Here is a 19748-nt window from a genome sequence, read left to right on the forward strand (position 1 = left end):
CGGTGCGCCGGCTGGCGCCACCGCGCCCGCTCAGGCCGCCAGTTCCAGCTTCGCCGTCGTGCGCGCATCGCGCGCATGCACGCGCTTGCCGGCCGCGTAGGTTTCGAACACAGCACGATCATCGCCAAGCAGCGCGAACGCGAACAGCAGCTCTTCCAGCGATTCCGTGCGCGACGTGCGGCGCGCGAGCAGCGGCGTCGCGTTCGGGTCGAGCACGACGAAATCCGCGTCGCTGCCCGCCGCCAGCGTGCCGATCCTGTCGTCGAGTTCGAGCACTTGCGCTGCGCCCGTCGTCGCGAGCCAGAACATGCGCGTCGCGGTCAGATGGTGACCCGTCAGACGCGCGATCTTATGCGCCGCGCCCATCGTTTGCAGCATCGAAAACGACGTGCCGCCGCCGACGTCCGTCGCGAGCGCGACCGGCATGTTCGACGCGCCGGCTTTCTCGAAATCGAACAAACCGCTGCCGAGGAACAGGTTCGACGTAGGACAGTGCGAGGCCACCGCGCCCGTTTCCGCCATGCGCTCGCGGTCGCGATCGTCGAGATGGATGCAGTGCCCGTACACCGCGCGGCGGCGCAGCAAGCCGTAGTGATCGTAAATGTCGAGATAACTGCGATGCCCCGGAAACAGGCTCTCGACCCATTTGATCTCGTCGGTGTTCTCCGCGACGTGCGTCTGGATGAACACGTCCTGATGCTTCTGCGCGAGCGCGCCGCATGCTTCGAGCTGCGCTTCGGTCGATGTCGGCGCGAAACGCGGCGTCAGGGCGTAATGCTGACGGCCGCGCCCGTGCCAGCGCGCGATCAATTCTTCGCTGTCGTCATGGCCGGATTGCGCCGTGTCGCGCAGGAACTCGGGGCAGTTGCGGTCCATCAGCACCTTGCCCGCGACCATGCGCAGATTGCGCGCTTCGCTTTCGGTGAAGAATGCGTCGGCGGACTGTTTGTGCACCGTGCAGTAGACGAGCGCGGTCGTGGTGCCGCACGCGAGCAGTTCGTCGATGAAAAAGCTCGCCGTCTCGCGCGCGATCTGCGGATTCTCGAAGCTGCGCTCGGTCGGGAACGTGTACGTGTTGAGCCACGGCAGCAGACCCGGCGCCGGCGACGCGATCATGTCCGTTTGCGGATAGTGAATGTGCGAGTCGATGAAACCCGGCACGATCAGCTTGTCGCGCATCGTGTGGACGGTCGCGTCGGGGGCGAGCCGATCGCGGAGCGACGCATACGCGCCCGCCGCGACCACTTTGCCGTCCTCGGCGATCAGCAGGCCATCGGCCTCATAGACCGCGCCATCGGCGGCATGCGCGGGGTCTTCGCGAAAGGTCAGCAACTGGGCGCGGTAGGCGGTCTGAGTCATGATGCAACGTCTCCGTATCTAATAAGAAAGAACTACAACTGCGAAAGCAGCACTAACGAAAAGGCCGCGATGATCCACATCGCCGGCTTGATTTCCTTCGCGCGCCCCGTCGCCGACTTCAGCACGACGAACGCGAGAAAGCCATACGCGACGCCATCGGTGATCGAGTAGGTCAGCGGGATCAGGATCATCGCGAGGAACGCGGGAATGGCTTCATCGAAGCGATGCCATTCGATCTTCGTGATCGCTTCCATCATGAACACGCCAACGAGCACGAGCGCGGGCGCGGTCGCGATCGCCGGAACGAGCGACAGGAGCGGCGACAGAAACAGGAATGGCAGGAAGCACAGGCCGGCGACGACCGCGACGAGCCCCGTGCGCCCGCCCGCCGAAATGCCCGCCGCCGATTCGATATACGCGTTCGCCGGACTCGTGCCGAGCGGCGCGGAAATGAGCGCGGAGAACGAATCGACCATCATCGACTGGCGGATATTGCGTGGATTGCCGTCGCGGTCGTAGAGCTTGCCGGCCTCGGAAATCGCCATGAAGGTGGACAGCGCGTCGAAGAACGACGTGAACAGCATCACGAAGATGAACGGCCAGTAGATGACCTTCAGCGCGCCCATGAAGTCGAGCTGCATGACCGCCGAGAAGTCCGGCGCGGCGAAGAGGCCGTTCCAGTTGACGAGCGTTTTCGTGGCGATGGCGGCGGGCCAGTACGCGGTGCCGTCGCCATAGAAGCGGCCGATGGGAATCGCGATGATCGTCGTGAACACGATGCCGAGCATCAGCGCGCCCGTCACCTTGCGCGCGACGAGAATCGTCGTGACGGCAAGGCCGATCAGGAACGTGATGACGACCGGATTCAGCGACGCCGAATGCACGATGGTGACCGGATCGCCGACGACGAACTTCGCGTTCACCAGACCGATCAGGCTGATGAAGAGGCCGATGCCGCACGACACCGCATGGCGCAGATTCGCGGGAATCGCATCGACGACGAGCTTGCGCGCGTTGAACGCCGCGAGCAGCGCGAAGATCACGCCGGACCAGAACACACAGCCGAGCGCGGTCTGCCACGGCATCTTGCCGCCGTGCACCATGACGAACGCGAACAGCGCGTTCATGCCCATGCCGGGCGCGACGAGCACCGGATTGCGCGCGTAGAGGCCCATCGCGCAACTGCCGAGAAAGCTGACGATGACGGTCGCCGTCAACGCCGCCGGAAACGGCACGCCCGCCGCCGACAGAATGCCCGGATTGACGACGATGATGTACATCGCCGTGAGGAACGTCGTGATGCCCGCGACGATTTCGGTCTTCGTGCGCGAGCCCGCCGCGCGAATGCCGAAGAAGCGTTCGAGCGCGGTGTTGTCGCGTTGAGTGCTTGCTGTGGTATCCATCTTTTTTCTTTACTGCTTCCAGTGCTGGTCCAGGCGCGCGATCATGGCGTCGCGTTCTTCTTCGGTGACGAACGAGGCTTCGAGGCTGTTTCTGAGCAGCGTGTAGACCTCGTGATCCGTGAGCTTCAGCGCATCGACGATGGCGAAGTAATTCGCGTTGACGTAACCGCCGAAATACGCGGGATCGTCGGAGTTGATCATCACCGCGACGCCCTGGTCGAGCAGGTCCTTGAGCGTGTGCTTCGTCATGTCGTCGAACACGCGGAGCTTGAGGTTCGACAGCGGGCAGACGGTCAGCGCGATGCGTGCATCGGCGAGACGCGCGACCAGCGCCGCGTCCTCGATGCTGCGCACGCCGTGATCGACGCGATCCACCTTGAGCAGATCGAGCGCTTCATAGACATACGACGGCGGGCCTTCCTCGCCCGCATGCGCGACGAGCTTCAGACCGCGCTCGCGTGCCTTCGCGAACACGCGCTCGAACTTCGACGGCGGATGGCCGCGCTCCGACGAGTCGAGCCCGACGCCGATCAGCCGATGGCTGTACTTGTCGAACAGCGGCAAGGCGGCATCGAACGTGGCGAGCGCGTCGTCTTCGGAAAGATGGCGCAGGAAGCAGAGAATCAGCTTGCTCGACAGACCGCGCTTTTCACCTTCGGCCAGCGCGGCATCGATGCCCGCGACGACCGCTTCTATCGATACGCCGCGTTCCGTGTGCGTCTGCGGATCGAAGAAGATTTCCGTATGCGCGACGTGATCCGCGAGCGCGCGCTCGACGTAGGCCATCGTCATGTCGTAGAAGTCCTGCTCGGTGAGCAGCACGCTCGCGCCCGCGTAGTAGATGTCGAGGAACGATTGCAGGTCGGTGAACGCGTATGCGGCGCGCAGTGCTTCGACGGAGTCGTACGCGAGCTTCACGTTGTTGCGCTTCGCGAGCTCGAAGATCAGTTCCGGTTCGAGCGACCCTTCGATATGGATATGCAGCTCCGCTTTGGGCGCGTGCGCAATCTTGTCGGCGAGTGTGGGATTCATGGGGCCTGGTTCTGTTGGGGGCGTTTGCAGAGGGATACAGCGTGGTCAAACGGTCTGCGACGACCTTGCAAGCGTATTGGCTTCGACCGCCTGCAGCAGTTGGGCTGCCGCTGCAACGGCAATCACTTCGGGCGCCTTGTCGACGATGCCGTCGATGCCGATCGGACACACCATGCGCGCGATACGCGCCGGGTCGATGCCGCGCGCCGCGAGCCGGTGCTCGAACTGCTTCTTCTTCGTGAACGAGCCGATCATCCCGAAGAACGCGAAGTCGCCGCGTCGCAGGATGCATTCGGCCAGCGCGAGATCCACCGTGTGGTTGTGCGTCATCACGATGAAGTACGCGCCGGGCAACGCGTTGTCGACGGCTTCATCGGGCGCGTCGTTCGGCTCGATCGTCACGTTGTCGGGCAGGAACTGCGGCGCCGGGAAAGCGGCGTCACGCTCGTCGACCCAGGTTACGTGACAGGGCAGCGTCGCCAATACGCGCACCAGCGCCGCGCCCACATGACCTGCACCGAACAGCACGACCTGGAAGTCGCGCGGCGCGATGGTTTCGGTGAGCAGCGCGCCGCTCTCGTCGAAACCGGCGCCGTCCCACAACAGGCAGTCGGCGTCGGTCGCGCCCGGTTCGGGATCGGAGAGCATGACGGCATCGGGCATCGGCGCAAACGAAACGCTGCGCACGGTCGACAGACCCTGCGCGGTGCGTTTCGCAAGCGACGTCACCCAGTTCAGATCGCCGACATCGAGCCGCTCGAACGCCAGCACGACCGCGCCGCCGCAACACTGGCCGAGGCTCGGCCCGAGCGCGAAACGCTCGAGCCGTCTCATGCGCGGCGCGCGCATGCCGTCCTTCAGCACTTGCCGTGCGGTCTCGATGGCCTTCCATTCCAGATGGCCGCCGCCGATCGTGTAGCGCGCGTCCTCGCGCGTGACGATCATCTTCGTGCCCGGCTCGCGCGGCGCGGAGCCTTCGACACGCGCGACCGTCACGAGCACGACGGCGTCGCCGTGCGCGAGCAGGTGTTGCAGGTCGTTCAGCCAAACTTGCATCGAGTGAGCTCCAAAAAAAATCGTCCAAAGGTCGTCGCGGGCGCTAGTTTACCGGGGCGGCTTCCTTCACTTCGACGGCGAGCGCGTCCAGCGCATCGAGAATCGCTTCGGGCGTCGCGGGCGCGCGCAGTTTCGGCGCATCGGCGGTATCCGGCGCAACCGATGCGATCGCCGCGCGTATCGCCAGCAGCACCGAAAACGACAGCAACAGCGGCGGCTCGCCGACCGCCTTCGAGCGGAAGATCGTCGGCTCGGCGTTGTCGTTGCCTGCGTTACGAAAGAGCGCGACGTTGAAGATCGCGGGCGCGTCGTTGACGGCCGGAATCTTGTAGGTCGACGGCGCATGCGTCATCAGGCGCCCGTCGCGGTTCCACCAGAGTTCTTCGGTCGTGAGCCAGCCCATGCCCTGGATGTAGCCGCCTTCCACCTGTCCGATATCGATGGCCGGATTGATCGAGCGGCCCGCGTCGTGCAGCAGATCGGCGCGCAGGAGCTTCCATTCGCCTGTGAGCGTATCGATCACGACTTCCGATACCGCCGCGCCATACGCGAAGTAGTAGAACGGATGGCCTTGCAGCGTCTTCGCGTCCCAATGGACTTTGGGCGTCGAGTAAAAGCCGTCGGACCACAACTGCACGCGCGCGAGATAAGCGGCCGCGACGAGCTGATCGAAGGGAATGCGCGCGCCATTCGCTTCGACTGCGCCGCCATGAAATTTGACATCGGCTGCGTTGCCGCCGAGCTGCTTCGCGGCGAGTTCGGCGAGACGCGTGCGGATCGTGAGCGCCGCGGCTTCGGCGGCCTTGCCGTTCAGATCGCTTCCGGTCGATGCCGCCGTCGCCGACGTATTCGCGACCTTCGACGTATCCGTCGCCGTCACACGCACGCGCTGCAGGCCGATGCCGAGCACGCTCGCGACGACCTGCGCGATCTTCGTGTTGAGGCCCTGGCCCATCTCGGTGCCGCCGTGATTCACGAGCACCGAGCCGTCCTTATAGACATGCACGAGCGCGCCTGCCTGATTCAGGAACGGCACGTTGAACGAGATGCCGAACTTGACCGGCGTGAACGCGATGCCGCGCTTCAGAACGCTGCTTTTCGCATTGAACGCGACGATATCGGCGCGGCGCGCTGCGTAATCGCTCGATGCGATCAGTTCATCGGTCAACGGCGCGATGACGTTGTCCGCGACCGGCTGGCCATAAGGCGTCACGTTGCGCTCGTCGATGCCGTAGTAATTCGCGCGCCGCACGTCGAGCGGATCGCGCTTCAGATGATGGGCGATGTCATCGAGCATCACTTCCATGACGAGCGCGCCTTGCGGGCCGCCGAAGCCGCGAAACGCAGTGTTCGACTGCGTGTTGGTCTTGCAGCACAGCGCGCGGATGTCGACATCGCTCAGGTAGTAGGCGTTGTCGAAGTGGCAGACGGCGCGCGTCGCGACCGCGCCCGACAGATCCGCCGAATAACCCGCTCGCAACGCGATGTCGACGCGCGCGCCCGCGATGCGTCCGTCGTCGTCGAAGCCGCATTCGTATTCGTAGACGGCGTCGTGGCGCTTGCCGGTGATCATGAAGTCGTCGTCGCGATCGGCGCGCAGCTTCACCGGGCGTTTGAGCCGATGCGCCGCGAGCGCCGCGACGCAGGCAAACACTGCCGATTGCGATTCCTTGCCGCCGAAGCCGCCGCCCATTCGGCGGCATTCGCACAGCACGGCGTGCGTCGGCCAGCCGAGCATATGCGCGACGACCTGCTGCATTTCGCTCGGATGCTGCGTCGAGCTATGGACGAGCATGCCGTCCTGCTCCAACGGCCGCGCGTAGGCGACTTGTCCTTCGAGATAGAACTGCTCCTGCCCGCCGACTTCGAACTCGCCTTTCAGCCGATGCGCAGCAGCAGCGATGCGTCCGGCCGGATCGCCGCGCCGCAGATGCAGCGGCGGCAGCACGAACTGATTGCGCGCCTTCGCTTCGCGCGGCGTGAGCACGGCTTCGAGCGGCTCGTAGCGCACGACGTCCTCGCTCTTAGCGAGCGCGGCGGCGCGGCGCGCCAGATCGTGCGTCTCGGCGATGACGGCGAACACCGGCTGCCCGAGGTATTGCACGACGCCATCGGCGAGGATCGGATCGTCGTGCAGCACCGGGCCGCAATTGTTCTCGCCGGGAATGTCCTCGGCCGTCAGCACCGCGACGACGCCCGGAGCCGCGCGCACGGCGTCCAGATCGAGCGACACGATGCGCGCGTGCGCATGTCGCGACAGGCCGAGCGCCGCGTGCAGCGTGCCGCGCGCTTCGGGAATATCGTCGGTGTAGACCGCTTCGCCGCTCACATGCAGCGCCGCCGATTCGTGCGGCAGCGCGGCCCCGGCGGCGTCTTCGATCTGGATCGGAACGCTGGCCTTGTTCATGGCGACTCCTTCGCGTCGAATGCGAACGCGTTGACTTCGGCGAGCGCGAGCGGGGCATCGCGGCGCGTTTCCAGATAGAAGCGCCGCAGCACGTTGCGCGCCACCTTCGCGCGATACGCGCTCGACGCGCGCATGTCGGTGAGCGGCTGGAAATCCGCATTGAGCGCGGCCATCGCGGTCTGAGCGGCGGCTTCGTCCCATTCGTGGCCGATCAGCGCGGCTTCCGCATGCGTCGCGCGTTTGGGCGTCGCCGCCATGCCGCCGAACGCGATGCGCGCATCGGTGATGCGGTTATCGTCGTCGAGCCGGATCGCGAACGCCGCGCATACCGCCGAAATGTCCTGGTCGTAGCGCTTCGACACTTTGTAGGTGCGAAAGCGCAGCGCCGCGACCGGGCGCGGCACGCGGATCGCCGCGACGAACTCGCCCGCATCGAGCGCGGTTTTCTGATAGCCGAGATAGAACGCATCGAGCGGCATCACGCGGGTGTTCTCGGCTTTTTGCAGCACGAGCGACGCATTCAGCGCGATGAGCGCGGGCATCGAATCGCCGATCGGCGAGCCGTTCGCGACATTGCCGCCGAGCGTGCCCGCATTGCGGATCGGCCGGGATGCGAAGCGCGTCCACAGTTCGGCGAGCTCGGGATAATCGACGGCAAGCGCCGCGTACGCATCTTCGAGCGATGCCGCCGCGCCGATCGTCAGCGTGTCGGCGTCGCGCTCGATCGTCTTCAGCTCGTCGACGTTGCCGATGTAAAGCATGTCGCCGAGATCGCGGAATTGCTTGGTCACCCACAGGCCGACATCGGTGCTGCCCGCGAGCAGCCGTGCGTTAGGATGCGCGGCGCGCAGCCGGGCGAATTCGGCGCGCGTGACGGGCGCGTGGAAGGTCTGGTATTCGAACGTCCGCGTGCGCTTCAACGCGGCGAGTTGTTTCGCGATGGCGTCGGCATCGAAAGGCGGGCGCGGATAGTCGAACATGCGCTGCCCCGCATCGACGATCGGCCGGTAGCCCGTGCAGCGGCACAGATTCCCCGACAGCGCGGTGGCGATTTCATCGCGAGAAGGCGGCGCCGCATCGCGCGGATGGTTGTGATAGAGCGCCCACAGCGACATCGCGAAGCCGGGCGTGCAGAAACCGCATTGGGAGGCGTGACAATCGACGAGCGCTTGCTGCACCGGATGCAGCGCGCCATCGTCGCCGCGCAGGTCTTCGACGGTGAAGAGCGCGCGCGAATCGAGCGTCGGCAGGAACTGGATGCACGCGTTGACGGCCTTGAGCGCGAGCCGGCCGCGCGTATCGAGTTCACCGATCACGACGGTGCATGCGCCGCAATCGCCTTCCGCGCAGCCTTCCTTGGTGCCGGTGCAAAGCGCGGTCTCGCGCAGATGCTGAAGCACCGTGCGCGCAGGAGGCGCGTCGCCGATTTCGCGCACGGCGCCGCGCTGAAGGAAGCGGATGGTTTGCTTTGTCATTGTGAGGTTCGACATTGCGGACCGGGCGCGCGTTACGCGGTTTCCGTCCGTCGCCGAAAGGCGAAGCGAATCGGACTGCGCGCACGTAGATCGCCATCCAGACACGACCTTAACACCGCAATATCTCAAAAAGATTGGCGGGCCCGTATCAAGATTATGCGGATGTGCTGATGCGCGAAAGGAAAAGCGCGCGGAAGGGGATGAGGCGAGGAAGAACGGGCGGCGCGCGAACGGGCCGCCCGGAACAAATTACCGAACCGTCGAGCGCAGCTTGCGTTTCAATCGCAGGCTGGCTGCGACCAGCACGAAGATCAGCGCGAAGGCGATCAACGACCATTGCGGCAACGACAGGCCGAGGATCGGCGGATACGGCGTCTCGCACAGGCCCGCGACCTTGAACACCTGTGGCAGCCAGCTTGCGGGCGGCAGACTGTCGACGATGGGCTGAAGCGCATCGAAACCGCAACTGAAGCCGGGATGCGATTGCACGTACACATGGCGCACCGCGGTGACGAGTCCGCCGAACGCCGCGATCGCGACGAGTGTTTCCAGCAGCGCGATGCCGCGCCAGTTGCGGAACGCCGCGCCGAGGAACGCGAAAACCGCGACCAGCACGAAGAAATAGCGCTGGATGATGCAAAGCGGGCAGGGATCTTCGTTATGGACGAACTGGAGATACAGCGCGCCGCCGACGAGCCCGAGACTGACGAGACCGAGCAGCACGAGCAGGCGGCGCTCGCGGCGCATCACCCGGTCGTCCTGATGCATCGTGAAGTGGTGTAAAGAGTTGTTCATTATTTCGCAACGATTCGAGAAGGAAGCACCTGAGTTGCGTGAGTATCGCGGGGAATTCTAGCGCGAACGCGGGATGCGCCAAATAAGCCGCATCGTTAAGCGTTCAGCGCGTGGTCGCCAGCACCGCTTCGACGGCGCGGCCGATCGAGAGCAACGCGTCATCCGAGTGCGGCGCGCCCGCGAGCATCAGGCCGACGGGCGCCGCGCCGCGCGGATGGCACGGCAGCGACAGCGCGCACGCATCGAGGAAATTGAAGCTAGTCGGATTGCGCAGGATCAGCGCGTTGGCGCGCGTGAAGGCGTCGTCATCGGTTTCCAGATCGGCGATGCGCGGCGGCAGCACCGGCACCGTCGGGCAGACGATGGCGTCGAAACGTTGCCAGAGCGTCGTGCGGGCTTCCTCGATCATCGCGGCGCGGGCTTCGCACAGGTCGATGTAGTCCGCCGCGCTGGCCGCTTCGGCGCGCTTCAGGCGTGCGAGCACGCGCGGATCGTAGTCGCCGCCGCGTTCGGCCATCAGCTTGCGATGCCACGCATGCGCTTCGATCGCGACGAGCGGATAGCGATTGATCTCCGGCAGCCGGTCGAGCGGCGCGAAGCGCACGTCTTCCACCAGCGCGCCCGCTGCGGTGAGATGATTGATCGCAGCCGACACCGCGGTGGCGACGGGTGTTTCGACGCCGTCGGTCACGTAGTTCGTCAGCACGCCGAGGCGCACGCCGTCGAGCGGGCGCGTTGCGGGCACGCCGGGATCGCGTCCGGCGAGAATGCGGTCGACGAGCGCGCAGCACGCGACCGATACGCCTATCGGCCCGAACGAATCGAGCGTTTTGGAAAGCGGCACGCCGCCTTGCTTCGGAATGCGGCTCGCGGTCGGCTTGAAGCCGGTGAGGCCGCACAGCGCGGCGGGAATGCGGATAGAGCCGCCGGTGTCGGTGCCGAGCGCAACGGCCGCCATGCCGTCCGCGACCGACGCCGCCGCGCCCGACGACGAGCCGCCCGCGATGCGCGCGTCGCCCGCGTCCGCCGGGTCCGCGCGCCACGGCGAGCGCGGCGTGCCGTAATGCGGATTGAGGCCGAGGCCCGAGAACGCGAACTCGCTCATATTGGTGCGTCCGACGATCACCGCGCCCGCGCGGCGCAGGCGCGCGACCGTCACGGCGTCGGCTTTCGCGGGCGCGGCATCGGCGAGCGCTCTGGAGCCGGCGCGCGTCACCTGGCCTTCGATATCGAAGAGATCCTTGATCGACACCGGAATGCCCGCGAGCGGCGAGAGCACGGTGCCGGCGCGAAAGAGCGCGTCGTGGGCATCGGCGGCGGCGCGGGCGTGGTCGGCATCGACCTGAAGGAAAACGGTCGAGCCCTGTCCCGCCGGATCGGCGATGCGTTCGAGCGCAGCCTCGACGAGCGCGCGGCTCGTCGTGCGGCCGGCGCGGAGATCGGCGGCGAGTTGGGCGAGAGGGGCGAACTGCGGCGAAGTGGTCGGCATGGCGTCGGGCAGTGGCGTTGCCGTATGCGAGAAGTCCGGGTATGCCCGGCGCTTCGCATCGGCAGTGAAGGGATGGGCGCGCCGTGACTCGAAGCGGGCTCGCCCAAGGTGGCTGTCATTCTTTAAGGTTTGGTCAGCGAGCGCAATCGGATTCGACACCGGGTCGGATAATTACCTCTTGAAAATTGAATGCGCGCAATAGACGCTGATAAACTCAGCCGGATACACAGCATCATTCATCGAGAACCATTCGTGCGCGTGAATCACTTCTTCGGCCGTCTGGCCGTTATCCTTGCAATATCTCTGCTCGGGTCCTGCACTACGTCCCAGGTAGACAGTCCGTCCGCCGCGGTCGGCGCCGATCATGATGGGCATGGATGTATCGGATCGGCTGGCTATTCGTGGTGTCAATCCACGCAACGTTGCGAAAGACCCTGGGTGCTTGCCGGTCAGAAGGGATTCCCGGTCACCGAAGCGCATTTTGCGCGCTACTGCTCGACCGGAGTAGCAAATTAAGCCGGCACTAGCTCCGCCCAACTTCTATTTTGCTGTTCGAACGATTATGAGGGTGCGTATGAGAAATCGCAACGCGACTCGCTCATGCTGGCTCACGATTACGTGGCCTGAATCGTTCGCAATCCATGCTTCGATCATCGACAATGGCCAGGCATTCATTTGAATCGACGGCCATCATGACGATTGAACTAACCAGAGAAGTTCGGGAAGACGCGATTGCATCTATTCAGAAATACTTCGAGACGAATTTCGAAGAGCGGATCGGCAACATCGCCGCCGGCGCACTTCTCGGCTTCTTTCTCGAGGAAATCGGTCCGACCATCTACAACAAAGCCGTGACCGACGTTCAGGAGCGGCTAGAGCAGCGCATCTCCGAGCTTGACTTCGAGGTACACGAAGAAGAGTTCCAATATTGGAAGAAGTACGAAGGCAAATCCAGGGCTCGCAAGTAACTTGCCGGCATCACATGGATCACGCTATTCAAGCCACCGACGCATGCCTTCGCGCGCCTCAGATGGTGCGCGAGAAACGCCGCAGGCTGGCTTGCCCGAGATAGCGGTCGAATATCGATGCGACGTTGCGCACCAGCATACGCCCCGCGGGCAGCACGCGGATCGCGTCGCGCGAGAGGTCGATGAGACCATCGTCGGCCATCGGCGCCAGGCGCGCGAGTTCGTCGGCGAAGGCGGCGGGGAAAGCGATGCCGTGTTTCATCGCAACGTCGTCGAAACGCAGCTCGCCGCCGCACATGAGACGCATGATGACGTCGCGGCGCAAGGTGTCGTCGGCGGAAAGGCGCACGCCGCGTGCGATGGCGAGTTCGCCCGCGTCGATCGCGCTCGCGTAGTCGGCGAGTTCGCGGGCGTTCTGGGCGTAGACATCGCCGACCTTGCCGATCGACGACGCGCCGATGCCGATCAGATCGCAATCCGCATGCGTGCTGTAACCCTGAAAGTTGCGCTGGAGCGTGCCGGCTTCGAGCGCGCGCGCGAGCTCGTCGCCGGGTAGCGCGAAGTGATCCATGCCGATATACACGTAGCCCGCCTCGCTCATGCGCGCGACGACGCGCTCGAGAATCGCGAGGCGCACGGCGGACGAAGGCAGCGCGCTTTCGTCGATCTGCCGCTGCATCTTGAAGAGCGTGGGCATGTGCGCATAGCCGAACACCGAGACGCGATCCGGTTTCAGCTCGATGATCGAGTCGAGCGTACGCGAAAAGCTCTCGACGCTCTGATGCGGCAAGCCGTAGATCAGATCGACGCTCACCGATCTGAAGCCGTTCTCGCGCGCGGCATTCAGCACGGTTTCGGTCATTTCGTGCGGCTGGATGCGGTTCACCGCCTGCTGCACGCGTTCGTCGAAATCCTGCACGCCGAGGCTCAAGCGGTTGAAGCCGAGTTCGCGCAGCAACGCGATCGTTTCCGCCGATGCCTCGCGCGGATCGACTTCGATCGAATATTCGGCGCGCTCGTCATCGACGAGATTGAAGTACTCGCGCGTCGCTGCCATCAGCTCGGTCATCTCGTCGTGCGAGAGGAAGGTCGGCGTGCCGCCGCCCCAGTGAAGCTGCGTAACCGGGCGCGATGTATCGAAGAGCGCGGCCTGCAGCGCCAGCTCGCGTTTCATGCGGTCGAGGTACGGGCGCGCGTGCGCGCGGTTCTTCGTCGCGACCTTGTTACAGCCGCAATAGAAACAGACGGTGTCGCAGAACGGGATGTGGAAGTAGAGCGAGAGGTCTGCGTTGGCGCTGCCGTTGCGCGCCGCTTCGCGATAGTGCGCGGGATCGAATGAATCGCTGAACTGGACGGCTGTGGGATAGGACGTGTAGCGCGGGCCGTGCGCATCGTAGCGCGCGAGCAGATCGGGGCGAAAGAGCGGGGCGGCGGCAGACATGGCGGAATGAACTTCGGGGAACCGTCCGAGTGTAAGCGACCGATAAGCGCAGCCATTGCGTGATAAGGTCGCAGCCCGATGACAGCGATTGATGAAGCGCAAAGTGAAGGCGTGGGAAAATGGCGGTTTGTTCCTGTCGTTTTCGCATCGTCATGTCGATCGTTTCTTCGCCTCATGCCTGCCGCGAGGGTTGCGGCGCGTGCTGCATCGCGCCTTCCATTTCGAGTCCCATCCCGGGGATGCCGCATGGCAAGCGCGCGGGCGAGCGTTGCGTGCAGCTCGGCGACGATCTGCGCTGCAAAATCTTCGGCGATCCGCGCAGGCCGGCGTGCTGCGGCGGCTTGCAGCCTTCGAACGAAATGTGCGGAGAGACGCGGGAATATGCGCTGAGATGGATCGAGCGATTGGAGCATGAGACGCAACCAACGCAGCCGACGCAACTGTCGTGACGGCATGCAGTCCAATCCCCCGGCTCACACTTGAAACAACATTGGAGAATCACGCATGACGGAACCCGTCGCGCCGCTGCGGCGCCGGTTCGTGCTGGCAACCATCATGTCGCTGCCCGCGCTCGCCCTCGCATCGAAGGCACGAGCCGCTTCGAACTCGATATTCCCCTTCATTCCGGACCACTACACATTTTCCACGCAACAGGTTCAGGACGCGGTGGCGCGCAAGTTCCCGCTGCAACGCACCGCATCTCAGATTTTCGACGTGGTCCTGAGCAATCCCGTCGTCGGCATGGCGCCGGACCGCAATCGCGTGACGGTGCGCGTCGATGCGCGTCTGTCCACGCCTTTCATGCCGAATCCCGTGGCCGGCGCGTTCACGCTCTCGACGCAACTCGGATACGATGCGCCGGGCCGCTCGGTCATCCTCGTGTCGCCGACTGTTGACGGTGCGCAGTTTTCAGGCGACGCCGCGCAGTACAGCCAGCAGATCGCATCGGTTGGCGCACAACTCGCCGCGCAATTGCTCGACCGTTATCCGATTCACACCTTCAAGCCCGAAGAACTCCAGTTCGCCGGGGTGTCTTACGAACCCGGTACAATCACAGTCCTTACAAACGGCATACGTGTGCAGATCGTCGAGAAGTGAGTCGAAAACTCTGCGCGACGTGCTTGACAACCAGCAGCGATAACAGCGAACAAGGGCTGACGGATGGACTGGATATTGATGGTGAAGGCGCTGATTCTCGGCGTCGTCGAAGGCTTGACCGAATTCCTGCCGGTGTCGAGCACGGGGCATCTGATCGTGGCGGGCAGCTTGTTGAATTACACCGACGCGCAGTCGAAAACCTTCGACGTCGTCATTCAGTTTGGCGCGATTCTCGCGATCTGCTGGGAATTTCGCGCGAAGATCGCCTCGGTGGTGACGGGCCTGCCGGCACGCGCCGACGCGCGGCGCTTCACGATCAACGTGATCATCGCGACGATTCCCGCCATCGTGCTCGGCCTCTTGTTCGAGAAGCACATCAAGTCGGTGCTGTTTTCGCCGGTGCCGGTGTCGGTGGCGCTGATCGTCGGCGGCATCGTAATTCTGTGGGCGGAAGCGCGTCAGCGTGATCGCGGTGGACTCACTCGTGTGCATTCCGTCGACGATCTTTCCTACGCGGATGCCTTCAAAGTCGGCCTCGCGCAATGCTTCGCGCTGATTCCCGGCACGTCGCGTTCGGGCGCGACGATCATCGGCGGGATGCTGTTCGGGCTCGAGCGGCGCGTCGCCACGGAGTTTTCGTTTTTCCTCGCCATTCCGATCATCTTCGGCGCGACGATCTACGAGATGGCGAAGTACTGGCGCACGCTGACCGTGGACGATCTCGGCCTCTTTGCTATCGGGCTGGTCGCCGCGTTCATCAGCGCGTTTGTCTGCGTGCGCTGGCTGCTGCGCTACGTCGCGTCGCACGACTTCACGGCGTTCGCGTGGTATCGCATCGGCTTCGGGCTGCTGATCCTGATCGTCGGGTATAGCGGTGGCTTGAGCTGGGCCGACTGATCTTTTCCGCGCGCCATGAGAAAACGCCACGGCTTGCCGTGGCGTTTTCGTTTCCAGCCGACGCGATGAGATGCGGTCAGCGGCGCCGGAACATCAGGTCCCACACGCCGTGTCCGAGCCGCAGGCCACGTCGCTCGAACTTCGTGACCGGGCGGAAATCGGGGCGCGGCGCGTAGCCTTCGGCGGTGTTTTCCAACGCCGGCTCGGCCGACAGCACGTCCAGCATCTGCTCCGCGTAGTTCTGCCAGTCGGTCGCGAGATGGATATAGCCGCCCGGCTTGATGCGCGACACGAGCTGCGCGACGAACTTCGGCTGGATCAGGCGGCGCTTGTGATGACGCGCCTTGTGCCACGGATCGGGAAAGTAGATGTGTACGCCGTCCAGGCTGTCGGGCGCGATCATGTGTTCGAGCACTTCGACGGCGTCGTGCTGAAGGATGCGGATATTGCCGAGCCCTTGCTCGCCGATCAGCTTGAGCAGCGCGCCGACACCCGGCTCGTGCACTTCCACGCCGATGAAATCGTCGCCGGGACGCGTGGCGGCGATCTCCGCCGTGGTCGCACCCATGCCGAAGCCGATCTCAAGGATGCGCGGCGCCTGCCGCCCGAAGATCGCGCTCCAGTCGGCGAGTTGCGGCGAGTAGGGCACGACATAGCGCGGACCGAGTTCGTCGATCGCGCGCTGCTGACCCGGCGACACGCGGCCCGCGCGCGTGACAAAGCTGCGGATGCGCCGATGGTGCAGCGTGGAGGCTTCGCTTGCTTCGTTCGTTTCGGGTGAGGCGCTGTCGTCGATGCCGTCGGTGGCGTCGTCCTGGGGATCGTGGTTCATGACAAGGCGATGCTGGAAACTAAAAAGCCGCCCAAGCGTGACTTAGGGCGGCTTTCGTGAGGATTCTGGAGCGGGCGATGGGAATCGAACCCACGTCTGTAGCTTGGGAAGCTACGGTAATAGCCATTATACGACGCCCGCGAGAGCCGACTATTGTAAGCGCAACGCGTCTCGCGGCGCAATTGCGCGAGGTTTCAGATGCCGAACAAGGTCATCGAAACGGCGACCCGCGTCACGACCATCAGCAATACCTGCACGATCACGAACAGCAGAATCGGCGAAAGGTCGATGCCGCCCAGACGCGGCAGAATGCGCCGCAGCGGATCCAGAAACGGCGCCGTGATCTGATAGAGCAGCGGCATCGCAGGCGATTGCGGATTGAGCCACGAGAGCAGCGCCATCAGAATCGTCACCCAGATGATGAGGTTCAGCGCCCACTTGACGACGGTCAGCAACGCGACGAGCAGCAGCATCGGCAGCATGAGCGTCGGATCGATGCCGGCGAGCACGACCATCAGCGTGACATACACCGCCGACGCGATGAACGCGGCGAGGATGCTCGCCCAGTCGATCTTCCCGCCCGGCAGAATCTTGCGAAGCGGCAGGACGATCCAGTTGGTCGCCTGCATCACGGCGTTCGACACGGGGTTGTAAGGCGGCATGCGCACGACTTGCATCCATGCGCGCAGCAGGAGCGCTGCGCCGAACAGCGTGAAAAGGGTATTGAGCAGAAAGCGGGCGATATCGCCGAACATCTCGGGTCCTCTGGAATGCGGTGCGCAGTGTCGCGACTTGCGCCGGGTCGAATAAGCGAAAAGATAAAGAAGAAAGCGGCGCTAGCGGACGATGCAAAGCCCGCAAGTCCTGCCGGTGAGGCGGCCGTCCGTGCGGCGCGAATCGTGAATGCTGACCTTGATCATTGTTCGTTCTCTGGACTTGATTGGCTTGCCGAATTCTTCGGAATGCGCGGCGCGTCGTGCCACATCGTGCAGATTCGAATGCACGCATGCCGCCCGATGAAGCCTCGCGATTTCCTGATTGCGGCGCCTGAATTCCCCGTCCACCAACCTGTCTGGTGGGGCGCCGGACGTCACCATAACATGGCTTTAAGCTGGCTTGGGGACGTTGTCGCACGCGGCACGAGCGATCGGCCGCTCAAAGCGATGAAAGAGAAGTGAAGGCAATCGGAAAGCCGGTTTTGGCGGCGAACGCCAGCCTAGTGTTGCCATTCCGAGACGATCTCTGAAAAGCACATTTCATGCAAAACTGGCAGGATATAAAGACAGAAAGCGAAAAAGCGGATCGTCGGGGCGGGCTTGCCAGAGGCGCGGACTTCGCACGAAACCCGGTTTTTCCGCGACAGAGGTCTGAAGTGCGAAAAAGGCATGTTTTCTGCTGAATGTGGCGCAGCGCACATGCACCGGAAGACTTGGTTTCTTTGCGAACATCGAGGGACGAACAGGGCGCTCAATACTAAAGAGAACACGAATTCAGCGGGAAAGGCGCGCGGTGGAACACTGGCGGCTTTTCCCTTCCGGGTTTCATTCGCTACGTTCGGAGGTCGCCATGAGCATTTTTTCTTATCGAAAGCATTTGCGATTCTTGAGCCAGACCCAGCGGCGTTGCTGGTGGGATCAGAAAAAGCGCCTGACGCCCCGGGTCGTGATCGGCGCAGCGTATGTGCCGCCGAACGTCACGCGTGAATTCGCTTATATAAAGGTGGGCTGAAGCGCGCGCTTTAGGACTCTCACGTAATACATGAAAAGCCTCGCCGGGCGAATAGTCCGGCGGGGCTTTTCGTTCTTTTGTAAATAGACGTTACGCGCTTTTTATCTGGCCGAGAGCAACCGTTCTGGAACTGGCCGCCGAGGTCCGCCGAACGGACGATCGGCGCGTGTCGGAGCGCGTCGTCCGGCTTTCAAATTCGTACCCACGTTAAGGAACTTGCAATTTGCAACAAATGGGCACGCCGACCCCGCGGCTTTTTCGATAAATTCATTTCATGCCGTCGCTCGTGAGCCGTCAGACCCGGCCAACACGCGAAGCGACGAGGAGAACGAAAGTGAAAAAGCTCGGTGGTTTACTGGTGGTCGGCGCGCTTGGCGTGGGCTTCGTGAGCGCGGCGCAAGCGCATGTTTCGGTGGGCGTGGGAATCGGAGTGCCGGCGTATCCGGTCTATGCCGCGCCGCCTGCTCCCGTCTATATGGCTCCGCCACAGCCGGTATACGTGGCGCCGCCTCCGCCTGTCGTTTATGCGCCGCCGCCCGCGGTGGTCGTCGGCGGTTACCCCGGTTACGGTGGCTATGGCGGTTACGGCTACTATGGCCGTCCGTATTACCGGCATCACGGCTATTACCGGCACGGGCCGGGCTATTGGCGTCACTGAGCGCGTCACTGACCGGTCTAATCGGAAAGTGCAAAGGGCGATGCAACGCGCATCGCCTTTTTCATGCGCGCGCGGTTTTTGAATTTCGCGACGGAACTTGGGACAATGGTGATCCCCTTCACCTCCCGTCCCGACTCCGATGTCCTCACTTCCCGCCCCCACATTCGATGACGTCGCCGATGCCGCCAGGCGCATCGAAGGCTTCGCGCATCGCACGCCCGTCCTGACTTCGCGTACCGCGGATTCCATCGCGGGCGCATCGCTTTTCTTCAAATGCGAGAACTTCCAGCGCATGGGCGCGTTCAAGTTCCGCGGCGCGTACAACGCGCTCTCGCATTTCGACGACCGCCAGCGCGCTGCGGGCGTCATCACGTATTCATCCGGCAATCACGCGCAGGCGATCGCGCTGTCGGCGAAGCTCGCCGGCATCCGCGCGACGATCGTCATGCCCGAGGACGCGCCCGCCGCCAAGATGGAAGCGACGCGCGGCTACGGCGGCGAAGTCATCACGTACGACCGCTATACGCAGAGCCGCGAGGAAATCGGCCGCAAGCTTGCGGAAGAGCGCGGCATGACGCTGATTCCGCCGTACGACCATCCGCACGTGATCGCGGGGCAGGGGACGGCCGCGAAGGAACTGATCGAGGAAACCGGTCCGCTGGACTATCTCTTCGTGTGTCTGGGCGGCGGCGGGCTCATCGGCGGATGCGCACTCGCGGCGGCGGCGTTGTCGCCCGACTGCAAGGTGATCGGCGTCGAGCCGGAAGCGGGCAACGACGCGCAGCAGTCGCTTGCTCGCGGCCAAATCGTGCATATCGAGGTGCCGCGCACGATCGCGGACGGCGCCGCGGCGACGCACATCGGCGAATACAACTTTCCGATCATCCAGCGTCACGTGGATCAGATCGTCACCGTGAGCGATGCACAGCTCGTCGAGACGCTGCGTTTCTTCGCGCAGCGCATGAAGATGGTCGTCGAGCCGACCGGCTGTCTCGCGGCGGCCGCGGTGCTGCAGAAGGTCGTGCCGGTCGAGGGCAAACGCGTTGGCGTGATCGTGTCGGGCGGCAACGTCGATTTGCCGAAGCTGTCCCAGTACCTCGCTTAACGACG

General features: G+C 63.9%; 20 protein-coding genes and 1 tRNA gene. 8 read left to right on the forward strand and 13 right to left on the reverse strand.

What is annotated here, in order from left to right; translation table 11 throughout:
* Positions 1 to 30: 30 nt before the first annotated feature.
* The 9 genes from guaD to AWB74_RS46365 form a co-directional block, all read right to left on the reverse strand.
* Positions 31 to 1359, reverse strand: a complete 1329-nt coding sequence (gene guaD / locus AWB74_RS03970; protein ID WP_061145461.1) for a guanine deaminase — start codon at positions 1357 to 1359, stop codon at positions 31 to 33.
* Between the two features lie 32 nt (positions 1360 to 1391).
* Positions 1392 to 2762: an NCS2 family permease gene (locus tag AWB74_RS03975; RefSeq protein WP_061145462.1), complete on the reverse strand. Its 1371-nt coding sequence runs from the start codon at positions 2760 to 2762 to the stop codon at positions 1392 to 1394.
* A 9-nt stretch (positions 2763 to 2771) separates the two neighbouring features.
* A complete protein-coding gene (locus AWB74_RS03980) occupies positions 2772 to 3794 on the reverse strand; it encodes an adenosine deaminase (RefSeq protein WP_061145463.1) in 1023 nt (340 codons plus the stop codon).
* Positions 3795 to 3839: 45 nt separating this feature from the next.
* The gene (gene xdhC / locus AWB74_RS03985; RefSeq protein WP_061145464.1) at positions 3840 to 4850 is read right to left on the reverse strand and encodes a xanthine dehydrogenase accessory protein XdhC; all 1011 of its coding nucleotides are present in this window, start codon (positions 4848 to 4850) and stop codon (positions 3840 to 3842) included.
* 43 nt (positions 4851 to 4893) lie between these two features.
* Positions 4894 to 7257 carry a xanthine dehydrogenase molybdopterin binding subunit gene (gene xdhB, locus AWB74_RS03990; RefSeq protein ID WP_061145465.1) on the reverse strand — a complete coding sequence of 788 codons (2364 nt, stop codon included), beginning with the start codon at positions 7255 to 7257 and terminating at the stop codon, positions 4894 to 4896.
* Positions 7254 to 8732, reverse strand: coding sequence for a xanthine dehydrogenase small subunit (gene xdhA, locus AWB74_RS03995; RefSeq protein ID WP_061145466.1), 1479 nt, complete (start codon positions 8730 to 8732; stop codon positions 7254 to 7256). The genes xdhB and xdhA overlap by 4 nt, the downstream gene beginning before the upstream one ends.
* Positions 8733 to 8981: 249 nt before the next feature.
* Positions 8982 to 9500, reverse strand: a complete 519-nt coding sequence (locus AWB74_RS04000) for a disulfide bond formation protein B (protein WP_061145467.1) — start codon at positions 9498 to 9500, stop codon at positions 8982 to 8984.
* A gap of 130 nt (positions 9501 to 9630) precedes the next feature.
* A complete protein-coding gene (locus AWB74_RS04005) occupies positions 9631 to 11016 on the reverse strand; it encodes an amidase (RefSeq protein ID WP_061145468.1) in 1386 nt (461 codons plus the stop codon).
* A 171-nt stretch (positions 11017 to 11187) separates the two neighbouring features.
* Complete coding sequence (locus AWB74_RS46365) at positions 11188 to 11391, reverse strand: hypothetical protein (protein ID WP_061145469.1); 204 nt, start codon at positions 11389 to 11391, stop codon at positions 11188 to 11190.
* Between the two features lie 317 nt (positions 11392 to 11708).
* Between AWB74_RS46365 and AWB74_RS04015 the strand changes: the two genes are divergently transcribed.
* Positions 11709 to 11984, forward strand: a complete 276-nt coding sequence (locus AWB74_RS04015; protein WP_061145604.1) for a DUF2164 domain-containing protein — start codon at positions 11709 to 11711, stop codon at positions 11982 to 11984.
* Between the two features lie 58 nt (positions 11985 to 12042).
* On the opposite strand, the gene hemN is transcribed toward AWB74_RS04015, so the two are convergent.
* Positions 12043 to 13425 (reverse strand): oxygen-independent coproporphyrinogen III oxidase, encoded by a 1383-nt coding sequence (hemN, locus tag AWB74_RS04020; RefSeq protein ID WP_061145470.1) that lies wholly within the window; start codon positions 13423 to 13425, stop codon positions 12043 to 12045.
* Positions 13426 to 13577: 152 nt separating this feature from the next.
* Between hemN and AWB74_RS04025 the strand changes: the two genes are divergently transcribed.
* The 3 genes from AWB74_RS04025 to AWB74_RS04035 all read left to right on the forward strand — a co-directional run bounded on the left by AWB74_RS04025 (position 13578) and on the right by AWB74_RS04035 (position 15420).
* Entirely contained in the window at positions 13578 to 13874 is a 297-nt protein-coding gene (locus tag AWB74_RS04025) for a YkgJ family cysteine cluster protein (RefSeq protein ID WP_087038836.1), read from the forward strand.
* A 55-nt stretch (positions 13875 to 13929) separates the two neighbouring features.
* A complete protein-coding gene (locus AWB74_RS04030; RefSeq protein ID WP_061145472.1) occupies positions 13930 to 14523 on the forward strand; it encodes a DUF1439 domain-containing protein in 594 nt (197 codons plus the stop codon).
* 63 nt (positions 14524 to 14586) lie between these two features.
* Complete coding sequence (locus AWB74_RS04035) at positions 14587 to 15420, forward strand: undecaprenyl-diphosphate phosphatase (RefSeq protein ID WP_061145473.1); 834 nt, start codon at positions 14587 to 14589, stop codon at positions 15418 to 15420.
* A gap of 76 nt (positions 15421 to 15496) precedes the next feature.
* Here the strand turns inward: AWB74_RS04035 and trmB are convergent, their stop codons facing one another.
* From trmB to AWB74_RS04050, 3 genes are all read right to left on the reverse strand, one after another.
* Complete coding sequence (trmB, locus tag AWB74_RS04040; protein WP_061145474.1) at positions 15497 to 16252, reverse strand: tRNA (guanosine(46)-N7)-methyltransferase TrmB; 756 nt, start codon at positions 16250 to 16252, stop codon at positions 15497 to 15499.
* Between the two features lie 66 nt (positions 16253 to 16318).
* Positions 16319 to 16393 (reverse strand) — tRNA-Gly (locus AWB74_RS04045).
* Positions 16394 to 16446: 53 nt separating this feature from the next.
* Positions 16447 to 17007, reverse strand: a complete 561-nt coding sequence (locus tag AWB74_RS04050; protein ID WP_061145475.1) for a YggT family protein — start codon at positions 17005 to 17007, stop codon at positions 16447 to 16449.
* A gap of 144 nt (positions 17008 to 17151) precedes the next feature.
* Between AWB74_RS04050 and AWB74_RS04055 the strand changes: the two genes are divergently transcribed.
* The 4 genes from AWB74_RS04055 to AWB74_RS04065 all read left to right on the forward strand — a co-directional run bounded on the left by AWB74_RS04055 (position 17152) and on the right by AWB74_RS04065 (position 19743).
* Positions 17152 to 17430 carry a hypothetical protein gene (locus tag AWB74_RS04055; RefSeq protein ID WP_143749139.1) on the forward strand — a complete coding sequence of 93 codons (279 nt, stop codon included), beginning with the start codon at positions 17152 to 17154 and terminating at the stop codon, positions 17428 to 17430.
* A 388-nt stretch (positions 17431 to 17818) separates the two neighbouring features.
* A complete protein-coding gene (locus AWB74_RS46840) occupies positions 17819 to 17980 on the forward strand; it encodes a hypothetical protein (RefSeq protein ID WP_014190770.1) in 162 nt (53 codons plus the stop codon).
* 334 nt (positions 17981 to 18314) lie between these two features.
* Entirely contained in the window at positions 18315 to 18638 is a 324-nt protein-coding gene (locus tag AWB74_RS04060) for a hypothetical protein (RefSeq protein ID WP_061145605.1), read from the forward strand.
* A 139-nt stretch (positions 18639 to 18777) separates the two neighbouring features.
* Positions 18778 to 19743 (forward strand): threo-3-hydroxy-L-aspartate ammonia-lyase, encoded by a 966-nt coding sequence (locus AWB74_RS04065; RefSeq protein WP_061145477.1) that lies wholly within the window; start codon positions 18778 to 18780, stop codon positions 19741 to 19743.
* Positions 19744 to 19748: the final 5 nt, after the last annotated feature.

It is taken from the genome of Caballeronia arvi, assembly GCF_001544695.2.
In the GTDB taxonomy this organism is placed as follows: domain Bacteria; phylum Pseudomonadota; class Gammaproteobacteria; order Burkholderiales; family Burkholderiaceae; genus Caballeronia; species Caballeronia arvi.

Coding starts and splice junctions, on each gene's coding strand:
- guaD (WP_061145461.1), bottom strand. CDS start 1,359: ATGACTCAGACCGCCTACCGCGCCCAGTTGCTGACCTTTCGCGAAGAC.
- AWB74_RS03975 (WP_061145462.1), bottom strand. CDS start 2,762: ATGGATACCACAGCAAGCACTCAACGCGACAACACCGCGCTCGAACGC.
- AWB74_RS03980 (WP_061145463.1), bottom strand. CDS start 3,794: ATGAATCCCACACTCGCCGACAAGATTGCGCACGCGCCCAAAGCGGAG.
- xdhC (WP_061145464.1), bottom strand. CDS start 4,850: ATGCAAGTTTGGCTGAACGACCTGCAACACCTGCTCGCGCACGGCGAC.
- xdhB (WP_061145465.1), bottom strand. CDS start 7,257: ATGAACAAGGCCAGCGTTCCGATCCAGATCGAAGACGCCGCCGGGGCC.
- xdhA (WP_061145466.1), bottom strand. CDS start 8,732: ATGACAAAGCAAACCATCCGCTTCCTTCAGCGCGGCGCCGTGCGCGAA.
- AWB74_RS04000 (WP_061145467.1), bottom strand. CDS start 9,500: ATGCATCAGGACGACCGGGTGATGCGCCGCGAGCGCCGCCTGCTCGTG.
- AWB74_RS04005 (WP_061145468.1), bottom strand. CDS start 11,016: ATGCCGACCACTTCGCCGCAGTTCGCCCCTCTCGCCCAACTCGCCGCC.
- AWB74_RS46365 (WP_061145469.1), bottom strand. CDS start 11,391: ATGCCCATCATGATCGGCGCCGACCGCGGCGGACGGACTGTCTACCTG.
- AWB74_RS04015 (WP_061145604.1), top strand. CDS start 11,709: ATGACGATTGAACTAACCAGAGAAGTTCGGGAAGACGCGATTGCATCT.
- hemN (WP_061145470.1), bottom strand. CDS start 13,425: ATGTCTGCCGCCGCCCCGCTCTTTCGCCCCGATCTGCTCGCGCGCTAC.
- AWB74_RS04025 (WP_087038836.1), top strand. CDS start 13,578: ATGTCGATCGTTTCTTCGCCTCATGCCTGCCGCGAGGGTTGCGGCGCG.
- AWB74_RS04030 (WP_061145472.1), top strand. CDS start 13,930: ATGACGGAACCCGTCGCGCCGCTGCGGCGCCGGTTCGTGCTGGCAACC.
- AWB74_RS04035 (WP_061145473.1), top strand. CDS start 14,587: ATGGACTGGATATTGATGGTGAAGGCGCTGATTCTCGGCGTCGTCGAA.
- trmB (WP_061145474.1), bottom strand. CDS start 16,252: ATGAACCACGATCCCCAGGACGACGCCACCGACGGCATCGACGACAGC.
- AWB74_RS04050 (WP_061145475.1), bottom strand. CDS start 17,007: ATGTTCGGCGATATCGCCCGCTTTCTGCTCAATACCCTTTTCACGCTG.
- AWB74_RS46840 (WP_014190770.1), top strand. CDS start 17,819: ATGAGCATTTTTTCTTATCGAAAGCATTTGCGATTCTTGAGCCAGACC.
- AWB74_RS04065 (WP_061145477.1), top strand. CDS start 18,778: ATGTCCTCACTTCCCGCCCCCACATTCGATGACGTCGCCGATGCCGCC.